The sequence below is a fragment of the Kitasatospora sp. NPDC058965 genome, from assembly GCF_042741245.1.
Taxonomy (GTDB): Bacteria; Actinomycetota; Actinomycetes; order Streptomycetales; family Streptomycetaceae; genus Kitasatospora.
The window spans coordinates 1-11,211 of the sequence record NZ_JBHYKG010000285.1; the positions used below are offsets into that span (position 1 = coordinate 1).

General features: G+C 75.2%; 13 protein-coding genes. 5 read left to right on the forward strand and 8 right to left on the reverse strand.

Features of this window, described 5'->3' with window-relative positions:
* Positions 1-218: 218 nt before the first annotated feature.
* Positions 219-899, forward strand: coding sequence for a hypothetical protein (locus ACFW1A_RS32300; RefSeq protein ID WP_380415194.1), 681 nt, complete (start codon positions 219-221; stop codon positions 897-899).
* A gap of 126 nt (positions 900-1,025) precedes the next feature.
* Here the strand turns inward: ACFW1A_RS32300 and ACFW1A_RS32305 are convergent, their stop codons facing one another.
* The gene (locus ACFW1A_RS32305) at positions 1,026-1,418 is read right to left on the reverse strand and encodes a nuclear transport factor 2 family protein (RefSeq protein WP_380415196.1); all 393 of its coding nucleotides are present in this window, start codon (positions 1,416-1,418) and stop codon (positions 1,026-1,028) included.
* Positions 1,419-1,514: 96 nt separating this feature from the next.
* Here ACFW1A_RS32305 and ACFW1A_RS32310 point away from each other — a divergent pair, with 96 nt between their 5' ends.
* From ACFW1A_RS32310 to ACFW1A_RS32320, 3 genes are all read left to right on the forward strand, one after another.
* Positions 1,515-1,961, forward strand: a complete 447-nt coding sequence (locus ACFW1A_RS32310) for a MarR family winged helix-turn-helix transcriptional regulator (RefSeq protein WP_380415198.1) — start codon at positions 1,515-1,517, stop codon at positions 1,959-1,961.
* Between the two features lie 131 nt (positions 1,962-2,092).
* On the forward strand, positions 2,093-3,349 hold the full coding sequence (locus ACFW1A_RS32315) for an SLC13 family permease (RefSeq protein ID WP_380415218.1): 1,257 nt from the start codon (positions 2,093-2,095) through the stop codon (positions 3,347-3,349).
* Positions 3,350-3,353: 4 nt separating this feature from the next.
* Positions 3,354-3,857, forward strand: coding sequence for a universal stress protein (locus tag ACFW1A_RS32320; protein WP_380415200.1), 504 nt, complete (start codon positions 3,354-3,356; stop codon positions 3,855-3,857).
* 113 nt (positions 3,858-3,970) lie between these two features.
* Here ACFW1A_RS32320 and ACFW1A_RS32325 read toward each other — a convergent pair whose 3' ends face one another.
* On the reverse strand, positions 3,971-4,777 hold the full coding sequence (locus tag ACFW1A_RS32325; protein WP_380415202.1) for an alpha/beta hydrolase: 807 nt from the start codon (positions 4,775-4,777) through the stop codon (positions 3,971-3,973).
* 206 nt (positions 4,778-4,983) lie between these two features.
* On the opposite strand from ACFW1A_RS32325, the gene ACFW1A_RS32330 reads away from it, so the two are divergent.
* Positions 4,984-6,000 carry a winged helix-turn-helix domain-containing protein gene (locus ACFW1A_RS32330; protein ID WP_380415204.1) on the forward strand — a complete coding sequence of 339 codons (1,017 nt, stop codon included), beginning with the start codon at positions 4,984-4,986 and terminating at the stop codon, positions 5,998-6,000.
* Between the two features lie 79 nt (positions 6,001-6,079).
* Here the strand turns inward: ACFW1A_RS32330 and ACFW1A_RS32335 are convergent, their stop codons facing one another.
* From ACFW1A_RS32335 to ACFW1A_RS32360, 6 genes are all read right to left on the reverse strand, one after another.
* Complete coding sequence (locus tag ACFW1A_RS32335) at positions 6,080-6,499, reverse strand: OB-fold nucleic acid binding domain-containing protein (protein ID WP_380415206.1); 420 nt, start codon at positions 6,497-6,499, stop codon at positions 6,080-6,082.
* Positions 6,500-6,528: 29 nt separating this feature from the next.
* Complete coding sequence (locus tag ACFW1A_RS32340; RefSeq protein ID WP_380415208.1) at positions 6,529-8,457, reverse strand: APC family permease; 1,929 nt, start codon at positions 8,455-8,457, stop codon at positions 6,529-6,531.
* A gap of 221 nt (positions 8,458-8,678) precedes the next feature.
* Positions 8,679-8,981, reverse strand: coding sequence for a hypothetical protein (locus tag ACFW1A_RS32345; protein ID WP_380415210.1), 303 nt, complete (start codon positions 8,979-8,981; stop codon positions 8,679-8,681).
* A 195-nt stretch (positions 8,982-9,176) separates the two neighbouring features.
* Entirely contained in the window at positions 9,177-9,554 is a 378-nt protein-coding gene (locus ACFW1A_RS32350) for a hypothetical protein (protein ID WP_380415212.1), read from the reverse strand.
* Positions 9,551-10,111 carry a DUF6232 family protein gene (locus ACFW1A_RS32355; protein WP_380415214.1) on the reverse strand — a complete coding sequence of 187 codons (561 nt, stop codon included), beginning with the start codon at positions 10,109-10,111 and terminating at the stop codon, positions 9,551-9,553. Before ACFW1A_RS32355 ends, ACFW1A_RS32350 begins: the two co-directional genes overlap by 4 nt.
* Positions 10,112-10,462: 351 nt before the next feature.
* On the reverse strand, positions 10,463-11,211 hold a 749-nt coding region (locus ACFW1A_RS32360), incomplete at its 5' end, for an FAD-dependent monooxygenase (RefSeq protein ID WP_380415216.1).

Sequence of the window (11,211 nt, forward strand, 5' to 3'; positions counted from 1 at the left end):
CGCCGTCGACACCGGTGGGGCCCGCTGCCGCACGGCGGGCCCCACCGGGCTTCCGGCGCGGTGCGCCGGGCCCACCGCCGGGCGCCGCCGGGCGCCGCCGCCGGGCCCAGTGCCTGGCCCGCCGGGCGCAGAGCCCGGTCCGCTGTCCGCCGTCCGCCGGGTCCAGCGTCCGGTCCGCCGTCCGTCCCACCATCCGTCCCACTCCGCGGAGGAAACCCGTGCCCGCGCAGCGCCGCCCCCTCGCCACCCTGCTGACCGCGTTCGCGCTGGTCCTCCTCACCGCCGTCGCCGCCCTCGCCGGGGCACAGCCCGGTGCCGCGCACGGTGACACCATCCACTTCGAGGTCACCGCCCTGGTCGACGGCCACACCCGGGCGGTCGCCACCTGGGAGAACGACGGCGACCCGGTCACCGAGACGGTGGCCGCCATGCTGCGCGCCTCCGCCACCGACGGGCGCGCGGTCGGCCCGTGGCCGCTGGTGCGGCTGGACGGCTCGCCGAACACCTTCACCACCGCGGACGCGCTGCCGCCCGGCCAGTGGCGGGTGAGCGTCGAGGCGGGCTTCCCGGCGCTGGGGCGCGGTCAGGCCGACGTCAGCGTCACCGCGCTCCCGGCGCCGACCGGAGCGGTTTCGTCCGGGGCGGGCCCGTCCGGGCCGGCCTCGCCCGGACCGGCGTCCGGCGCGGGGTCCGCCGGGCCGGCCGTCAGTACGGCACCGACGCCCGCGGCCACGCCCCCGGCGGGCCCGGCGCCCGTGTCGGCCCCCGTGCCGCACGCGTCCCTGGCGCCGCGGGTGGTGCTCGCCCTGGTGGCCGTCGGCGGCGCGGTGGCCGTCGGGGTGGCCGTCGGACGGGTCCGCCGTCGCCGCCGGGCGGGCGCGCCCACGGCACGGGGCTGACGGACCGCCGGGCCCGGGCGCGGGCCCGGGCGGCGGCGCAGGACTGACGGTGGCGCGGCGGGTCCCGCCCGGCCGCCCCTCCGGCGAGGCCTGCCCGCCCACCCGGCCGCACCCCCTCCCGCCCGCTCAGCGGGCGCTGCCCAGGTCGCGGTCGCCTTCGCCTCCTTCGAGCAGGAGGGTGGTCTCCTCGATCCGCCGGAACCGGCCGTCCGGGGCGAACTCGCCGAACAGGTAGACCTCCATGCGCACGGTGGAGCCGTCCGTCTTGGTCACCGTGACGGTGTGCCGGTCGGCGTACCGGTCCCCGTCGGTGAGCTCCTCGTGCACCTCGACCGAGCCGTCGGCCACGACCGCGCGCAGGTGGGCGATGTGGTCGAGGAACTCCCGGCGGTCGGCCCAGTTGCCGTCGGTGCGCTGGCGGTAGTCGGGGGCGAAGTGCCGGTCGGCCGCGCGGTCGAGGGCGAGCCCGGGGGTGAGCAGCAGGTCGGTGAGGGCAGTGCGGATGTCGGTGCGGAACACGGGACGCCTCCAGGAGTGTCGAGAGAGATGCGTGCGTCAAGCACGCATCGCCACAGTACTACGAGAAGCGTGTTCCGCGCACGCTAATCTGATGGCATGCCGACCACGACCGGACACGAGATCGCCGAGGCCCTCGGAGTGCTGCTGCGCCGCAGCACCCGGGCCGGCCTGTACGCCCAGCTGACCGACGGCCTCGGTGCCGCCGTGGACGAGCTCACCTACCCGGTGCTCAGCGGGCTGGCCCGCACCGGCCCGTGCAGTGCGGCCGACCTCGGTCGCGAGATCGGGCTCGACCGCACCACCGTGACCCGCCGCGCCGACCGCCTGGAGGAGGCGGGCCTGCTGCGGCGCGAGGCCGATCCCGCCGACCGGCGGGCCACCCTGCTGCACCTCACCGACACGGGCGACGAGGCGGTCACCGCCACGCGCGAGCGCCTGGCGGCCCGGATCGAGGACGCGCTCGCCGCCTGGCCGGCGTCGCAGGCCCGGGACTTCGCGCAGTTGCTGCGGCAGTTCGTCGACCAGGGGCCGTTCCAGCCCTGACCACGGCGCCGTCCCCGCCCGGGCGTCTGCTTCGATGGGGGCTGCCGTGCCCGGCCGTACCCGTATCCACAGCCGTACCCGTATCCACACCCGTACCTGTACCCGAACCCGCACCCGCGAGGAGCAGACCCCTGAACGCGTCCTGGGCCGAGGCCCTGTCGGTCGGCCTGCTGGTGGTGGTGCTGGTCTGCGCGGTGGCGCGGCCGCGGGGGTGGCCCGAGGCGGTGGTCGCGGTGCCGGCGGCCGGCGTGGCGATCGCCACCGGCCTGATCACCCCGGCCCGCGCGGCGGCCGAGGCGGGGCGGCTCGGGCCGGTGGTCGGGTTCCTGGCGGCCGTCCTGGTGCTCGCCCAGCTCTGCGCCGACGAGGGCCTGTTCCAGGCCTGCGGGGCCTGGATGGCGCGCAGCGCTGCCGGGCGGCCGCGCCGACTGCTGGTGCAGGTGTTCGCGCTCGCCTCGGTGACCACGGCGGTGCTCAGCCTGGACGCCACGGTCGTGCTGCTCACCCCGGTGGTCTTCGCCACCGCCGCCCGGCTCGGCGTGCGACCCAAACCGCACGTCTACGCCTGCGCGCACCTGTCGAACACCGCCTCGCTGCTGCTGCCGGTCTCCAACCTGACCAACCTGCTGGCCTTCGCCGCCAGCGGCCTGGCCTTCACCCGCTTCGCAGCCCTGATGACGCTGCCCTGGCTGGTGGCGATCGGCGTCGAGTACCTGGTGCTGCGCCGGTTCTTCGCCACCGACCTGGACGCCGGCCCGCGGACCGCGTCCGTCGTCGCGGCGCCGCCGATGCCGTTGTTCGCCCTGCTCACGGTGGCCGGCACGTTGGCCGGGTTCGTGCTCACCTCCGCGCTCGGGGTCAACCCGGCCTGGGCCGCGCTGGCGGGCGCGCTGGTGCTGGCGGTGCGCGCCCTGGTCCGCGCCCGCACCACGCCGCGGGCGATCGTCCGGTCGGCCGCGCTGCCCTTCCTCGCCTTCGTGCTGGCGCTCGGCATCGTGGTCCGGGCGGTGGTCGACCACGGGCTCGCCGGCGGACTGGCGCACCTCGTCCCGCACGGCACCGCGCTGCCCGCCCTGCTGGGCACCGCCGTGCTGGCCGCGGTGCTGGCGAACCTGATCAACAACCTGCCGGCCACGCTCGTGCTGCTGCCGCTGGCGGCGCCGAACGGGCCGGGGGCGGTACTGGCGGTGCTGCTCGGGGTGAACATCGGCCCCAACCTGACCTACGCCGGATCGCTGGCCACCCTGCTGTGGCGGCGGATCGTCCGGGAGCACGAGAGCGAGGTCGACCTGCGCGAGTTCACCCGGTTGGGCCTGCTCGTGGTGCCTGCGGCGCTGGTGGCGGCCGTGGTGGCACTGTGGGGAGCGCTGCAGACCGTCGGAGGGTGAGGCCGTGTCAGTCGTCGTCTGGATCACCGAGGGCACCTGGCCCAGCTGCGTCGACGCCGCCCGGGTGCACGCGCCGCAGGACACCGAGATCGTCCTGCTCCACGTCGGCGACCAGGAGGTTCCCGGCGTCGCGCACGGTGCGTTCGCGGGCCTCCTCGGGCGCGGCCACCGGCGCGGGCCGCAGGCGGCTCAGGGGTGGGGGAGCGATCCCGGCAACCGGGTCGAGGAGCTGGCCGACACCGCCGGCCGGCAGCTGCTGGCCGCCGCGGCCGACCGGCTCGCCCGCGCCTGCACCCGGGTGGAGCGGACCGGCCGGATCGAGCGCGAGGTGGTCGCCGCGGCCGACGGGGCCGAGCTGCTCGTCCTGGCCCGGGACGGCCACCGCAGCCGGCCCGGCCCGCACAGCCTGGGCCCCGCGAGCCGTTACGTGGTCGACCACGCGCCGTGCCCGGTGCTGCTGATCTGGCCCGACGAACTGCCCGTCAGAACCGCGCCGGGCCCCGACTGAGCGGCCCTACCGGTCCGACCGGGCACCTGGCCGACCGGGCGGGCGACCCGGCCCGCCGGACGCCCGACCGGGCACCTGCCGGATCGGTCGGCCGACCCGGCCCACCGAGCACCCTAGGCGGAGCCGAGCACGCGCAGCAGGAAGCCGTCGACAGCCGCTGACGCGGCGTCGGCGGTGGGGCCGCTGAGCAGGTCCACCCCGTGGGCGGCACCCGGCAGGGCGACCACCTGGGCGGTCCCGGGCCGGGCGGCGACCCGGAACGCGTCGGCGGCGGAGGCCGAGCCCCACGGGTCGTCCACCGAAGTGACGAGCAACAGCGGGCAGGGCAGGCGCGGGACGTAGTCGACCACCGCGGTGTCGGGGCTGAGCACCTGCTCGGCGGAGAGGGCGGCCACCCCGGCGACGGCCGGGCGCAGCCCGGCAGCGGCGACCACGGAGGTCTTCGCGCCCTTGGACGCACCCAGCAGCGCCACCGGCCCCGCGCCGGCGGCCCGGACCGCCGCCACCACGGCCGACAGCTCCTGCACCGGGTACCCCGCGTCGTAGTCCCAGAGCACCACGCGGTACCCCGCGCCGGTCAGCCGTCGGGCGGTCGGGAGCCAGGAGCAGAGGTCGCGGTCGCTCTGGTCGGACAGCACCACGGTGCGCCGACCCCGCCCGAGCACCACCGCGGGGAACACGCCGCCGGGACCGCGGACGCTGATCACGGCGTCGTCCGGGGACGGCCGGCCCGCTGCGACGCAGGCCGGTTCGGCGGGAGCGGTCGCCGCCGGTGAGGCGGGGGCGGGCATCGGCGGCGAGGCGGGTGCGGTCGCCGGCGCGACAGCCTGCGGCGGGGCGGCGCAGCACGCGAGCAGCACGGCCCCGGCCACCGCGACCGGCACGGCCAGGCCCGGCGGGCCGATCTGACGACGGGTCATCCGGAACTCCCAGGGCGGACGGCGGACGGCGGACGGCGGACGGCGAACGACGGACCGCGGACGGCGAACCGCGAGTGGCGGACAGCGGGCGCGCTGCCTCGCTTGCCCTCGCTGCCTCGCGAACCGCGCCCTGCACGAGACTGGCGCGGCCGGGGCCACCGGTGCGAAGGTTTTGGCAGTGTCCGAAACGACGGGGGCGGCGGACCGTGCTGAGACTCCGGCTGACCGCGGCCGACCTGGCCCGGGTCCGCTTCGCGCCCCGGCCCGCTCCGCTGGTGGAGCTGAAGCTCGCGCTGATGATGCTGCGCCGCACCGACGGCGACGCCCTGTTCGGCCGGTGGCGGCAAGGCCTGCGCCGCAGCCTGCCGGTGACCACCCGTCCGCTCTGGGACCTGGTCTCGGCCCACCTCGGCCCGCCGTTCCTGGACCCGGTCAGCACCGGCCTGGACGAGGGCCTGCACGCCGTGCGCAGCACTCCGCCCGAGCTCGTGCTGGCCGGCGTGGAGCGGGTCCGCGCCGACCGCGGCCGGGCCCCCGCGCCGTGGGTCCGCGATCTGGTGGGCGGCGAGGAGCAGGCCTGGCAACTGCTCTGCCGGGCGCTGCGCGACGCCTACGAGGTGGTCCTCGCCCCTGGTTGGCCGACGACGGCCGCCTGGCACCGGGCGGAGTTCGCCCGCTACGCGCTCACCGCGGCCGAGCACGGCGTCGCGGCCGCGCTGCTCTCGCTGGGCCCCGGCTCGCGACTGCAGGACGGGGAGTGGGAGCTGCCGGCCTCCTACCACCGCGAGGTCCGGGTCGCGGGTCGCGGGCTGGTCGTGCTGCCGACCTTCCACTGGACCGCCGTCCCGCTGGTCGCGGACCTGCCCGGGCAACCGGTGCTGTTCGTCTACCCCGCCGGCCCCGGCGTCCCGGTCGGCGCGGCCGGTCCGGACGGGGACGCGCTCGCCGCCGTCCTCGGTACCGCGCGGGCCCGGGCGCTGCGCCTGCTCGCCGAGCCGCTGAGCACGACGCTGCTGGCGCGGGGCCTCGGCCTCAGCCTCGGCTCGGCCTCCGCCCACGCGAGCGCGTTGCGGGCGGCCGGCCTGGTGGCCTCGGTCCGGGACGGTCGCGAGGTCCGGCACGAGCGGACGGCGCTGGGCGCCCTGCTCGCCTGCGCCGGTCCGGCCGGTCCGGCCGGGCCGATGACCGGTCCGCTCGTGCTGCCGGCCTCCGGCGGGGCCTGACGGACCGTGCGGCCGCGCACGCCCGAGCCCCCGGCGCGCGGTGCGCGGGCCGGGGGCTCGTCAGGGGGGAGCCGGCGGGTCAGCCGCCCGTCGGGGCGTGCAGCTCGTAGGCGGGGTTGTACAGGGCCCGGCGGCCGCGGGCGGAGCTGAGCCGCCCGCGGACCTTGAGCGTGAGCCCCGGCCGGATGCCGCCGATCTCGCGGCGGCCCAGCCAGATCAGCGTCACCGAGCCGGTGCCGTCCCACAGGTGCGCCTCCAGCGCGGGGACGCCCCCCACCGGCCGCAGCGTGACGCTGCGCAGGGTGCCGACCAGGCTGACGACCTCGCGGTCCGGGGCGTCCGCGATCCGGGTGGCCCCGCCGTCGGGGACGGCGGCGGCCAACTGCTCGGCGTGCAGGTCGGTGCTGCTCCGGGCCAGCCGGGCCAGCGCCCCGCGGCCCCGGGTGTGGGCCGCCGGGCGCGGCAGGGCGCCGTGCGCGGTACCGAGCGAAGTGTCCATGGCTACGGCCTCCTTGGGCGGCGGTTCCGTCAGGACGTGCGGCTTTCGGCGGACTGCAACTGGTAGGGGACGCTGGCGACCACGACGCGGCGCTGGAACAGCAGCCGGCCCTTGAGCCGCAGCGCGGACTGGTTGTGCAGGATCTGCTCCCACCAGTGGCCGAGCACGTACTCGGGGATGTAGACGGTGACGATGTCGTTGGGCTTCTCGGTGCGCAGCTGCTTCACGTAGTCGACGACCGGGCTGGTGATCTCACGGTAGGGCGAGGCGACCACGGTGAGCGGTATCTCGATCTCGCGCGCCTTCCACTCCCGCTGCAGCGCCTCGGTGTCGTTCGGGTCGAGGTCGACGGTGACGGCTTCCAGGCGGGTGGGGCGGGTGGTGCTGGCGTAGCCGAGCGCCCGGATGGTCGGCAGGTGGAGCTTGGAGACCAGCACCACCGCGTGGTTGTCGGACGGCGGGGTCACGCCCTTGCCGGGCGGCGGGGTCAGCTCGGCGGCCACGGCCGCGTAGTGGCGCTGGATGCCGCGCATGATCAGCCAGATCAGCGGCATCGCGACCACCACGATCCAGGCGCCCTTGGCGAACTTGGTGGTGAGCACGATCACCAGGACGATGCCGGTGATGCCGGCGCCGACCGCGTTGATGGCCCGGGAGCGGATCATGTGGCGGCGGGCCGCCGGGTCGGTGGCGGTCTTCAGGTTGCGGTTCCAGTGCCGGATCATGCCGGTCTGGCTGCAGACGAAGGAGACGAACACGCCGACGATGTAGAGCTGGATCAGGCGGGTCGGCGAGGCCTGGAAGACGACCACCAGCAGGATGGCCGCGCCGGACAGCAGCATGATGCCGTTGGAGAAGGCCAGCCGGTCGCCGCGGGTGTGCAGCTGGCGCGGCAGGTAGCCGTCCTTGGCGAGGATCGAGCCGAGCACCGGGAAGCCGTTGAAGGCGGTGTTGGCGGCCAGCACCAGGATCAGCGCGGTGACGAACTGCAGGATGTAGAAGAGCGGCGAGGTGTCGCCGAAGACCGAGCGGGCGACCTGGGCGATCACGGTGCGCGGGGTCTGGCCGTCGGCCAGGCCGATCAGGTTCGCGGGCTCGGCGGCGTGCACGTGGCCCGCCAGCGCGAGCGCGGTGACACCGGCGAACATCGACACGGCGATGGCGCCGAGCAGGGCCAGCGTGGTGGCGGCGTTCTTGCTCTTCGGTGCCTTGAACGCGGGCACGCCGTTGCTGATCGCCTCGACGCCGGTGAGCGCGGTGCAGCCGGAGGCGAAGGCGCGCAGCAGCAGGAACATCAGGCCGATGCCGCCGAAGGTGCCGGTCGCCTTGATCTGGTAGTGCTCGCTCTCGGAGTGCAGCGGGTGGCCGGTGGCTATCTTGAACAGGCCCCAGCCGATCATCACGACGATCGCGACGATGAAGCAGTAGGTCGGGATGGCGAAGGCGGTGCCCGACTCCCGGACGCCGCGCAGGTTCATCAGCGTGATCACCGCGATGATCAGCACCGCGATCAGCACCACGTGGCTGTTGAGCGCGGGGAAGGCGGAGGCCAGGTTGGCCACGCCGGAGGAGACGGAGACCGCGACGGTCAGGATGTAGTCGACCATCAGCGCGCTGGCGACCGTGAGGCCGACCTTGGGGCCGAGGTTGGTGGTGGCGACCTCGTAGTCGCCACCGCCGGACGGGTAGGCGTGGACGTTCTGGCGGTACGAGGCCACCACGACCAGCATCAGCAGCGCGACGGCGGCGGCGATCCACCAGGTGAAGTGGAACAGGGCGACGCCCCCGGCGGAGAGCACCAAGAGGATCTCCTCGGTCGCGTAGGCGACCGAGGACAGCGCGTCGGAGGCGAATACCGGCAGCGCGATCTTCTTCGACAGGGTCGCTTCGCCGAGCATCTCGTTGTGCATCGGCTGGCCGACCAGCAGCCGTTTGATGATTCCCATTCTCGAAGGCATGCGGGGCATCGTATGCCCAGACCCGAGGGCGGCACATAGCCAGGGCGGCCAATGTCAAGGATCTGGCCATCAGGATGCCGTCAAGTCTGTCCGTCCGGTCCACCCCTGGGCGGTATGCGCACCATCCCGCCCTGCCTGGGAAGCGCCTCCGCGCTCCTTGATCACTTCTTTGCCCGGTCGTGCTGTCAAGGGGCGGGGCATCAGGATCGCGCCAAGACGGGTCAGTCCTCGAAGGTCCAGTCCCGCAGTACGTCGAGGTTGCGGAAGGTGGGCGGGCCGTCGCACAGCGCCGCGAGCTGCGCCGCGAACTCCGTGGTCTCCGGGCGGCCGGAGTTCTCCATCGCCCGCTCGTAGGACGGGAACTCCACGATGTTCAGGTACACGTCCTGCCCGTCGCGGTCGCGGGTCTGCGACGAGCGCCCCGCCAGCCGGTGGCCCGCGTTCTGCTCGACCCACCGGTCCAGCAGCGCGTTGAACTCGTCGATCCGGCTGGTCCGGTACTCGATGATCTGGATGAACTTCACGGAACCTCCATGACTCGGCAGGCCGCGGCCGCCCGGTCGGCACCGCACGCGTCCCTGCTGTCACAGCACACCCCGAGCGCCCGGCCGCCCCGCCCCGGACACGCCGGATCCGGCCGCCGGACCGGGCGACGGTCACCCGTGCGGCCCCGCCGCACGGGTGACAGCGGGCGGGTCGGCGGCCGGACCGCGGGTGGGTCAGCCGCGGATGAGGTTGATCAGCTCGGTGGCCAGGCCCAGCATCGGACCGGCGGCGTCGCCGATGTCGTGCGCCAGGTTGGTGAGCAGGTAGAGGGTGTTGCGCCAGTGGCGGCGCTCGGTCCCGGCCGGCTCGGTCAGGACGGGGAGGGTCTCGGCCAGGCTCTGCCGGTCCTCCTCGCCCACCCGGTCGTCGCCGACCAGCTGGGTGACCAGGGTGGCGAGTTGGGTGAACATCGCCGCGAGCTCGGGCGGCAGGCCCGGCTCGCCGGCGGTGCCGTAATTGTGCTGGATGCCGATGTTGTGGGTGCCGCCGTGCACGGTGACCCGGTCGCCGTAGTGGTGGCGCGGCCCCCTGCCGCCGGTGTCGCCGTTCACTTCGAGACCCCCGTGTTCCCCTGGCCGCCGTAGATGTTGACGTTGTCGCCGTGGTGGTACCGCCGCATGTCCACGACGGTGTTCTGGATGAGCTGCTGGAACTCGGCCTGCGGGTTCTCGATCGCCTCGGTGACGGCGTTCGCCAGCGCGAACGCGGGCTCCTGCCGCTTCCACGCGACCAGCGCCGTGGGTGGCCCCGCAGTGTCGACGGCCATCGCGTGCAGCGGACGGCTGAGCAGGACCGGCAGGGTGTCGATGCCGAAGTAGCCCGCCAGGAGGATCAGCGCCGACACGACCACCCCGCCGGCGCCGTTGTTCGACCCGTCGCTGCTGGACCGGGCCGCGTTCGTGATGGTGACCAGCAGGAGGACTCCCAGGCCGGTCAGGCAGACGATCGCCGCGAACTTCAGGAACCGCCGGATCGCGGCTCCGTAGTTCGGCACGATCGTGGTGACGCTGACCCGGGCCACCGTGGCCAGTGGGTAGGCGGCGTTCCCGACCCAGAGGATCCGCCGGGTCACCGCGACCCGCAGTCCGGACGGGGCGTACCCCGGCATCGGCGGAGCCGCCGACGGACCTGCGGGCGCGGGTGCGGGTGGTGGTGCCGAGGACGGTGCCGTGGGCGCCGCTGCCGGTGGCGGGACGGTCGGCGCCGTGGCCGGCCGGTCAGGGGCCGGTGGTTCGGTCGGTTGCATGGGATCCCCCCGGAGCTGTCGTTCGCCGGTCCCGCGTGGCCGCATCCGGCGCGGGGCGCGGCACGGCGACGGAGCAGTCCGTATGCAGGTCGAACGGTGCCACAGCACTCAATCAGCAGCTCCGGCCGGACGCAAGACATTTGCCCGGGAGTGGAGTTGACGACAAGTCAGGAAAGTCGCGGGGACGCCACCCACCCGGCGGACCCCCAACCGTCAGGCCGCCGCCACGCCGAACCACCGCTCCAGCGCCCCGCGCAGCCCCTCCTGGTCCTCGCCGATCCAGGCCACGTGGCCGTCCGGGCGCAGCAGGGCCGCGGGGGCGTCCAGCTCAGCGCCGACCGCGAGCACCCGGTCCACCTGGTCCACCCGGTCCGCCCAGCCGGCCACCGAGAGCCGTCCGGTCCGGTCCAGCAGCAGGCCGCGCCCGCCGTGCATCAGGTCGTACAGACGGCCCTGCCCGAGCGGCAGGTCGCGCAGGCGGCTGCCGAGCAGGTCGGGGCCCGGGCCGAAGTCGTAGCGGATGTCGAGGGCGAAGACCATCGCCGTCAGTCGGCGGTTGACCTCCGGGATGTCGGCCAGGCCGTCGAGCAGCTCGCGCAGGGCGACGGCGCCCGGCGCGGTGCCGAGCAGGGTCATCTGGGCCCGGGTGTTGGCCAGCACCCGGGCGCCCACCGGGTGGCGCTCGGCGTGGTACGTGTCGAGCAGCTCGGCCGTCGCCCACCCGTCGACCGCCGCCGCCAGCTTCCACCCCAGGTTGAACGCGTCCTGGACGCCGAGGTTGAGCCCCTGCCCGCCCGTCGGCGGGTGGACGTGTGCCGCGTCCCCGGCCAGCAGCACCCGGTCGACCCGGTACGTCGCGGCCTGCCGGGTCGCGTCGCCGAAGCGGGACAGCCAGCGCGGCGCGTGCGCGCCGAAGTCGGTGCCGGCGACCGCCCGCAGCCGGGCCCGGAACTCCTCCAGGG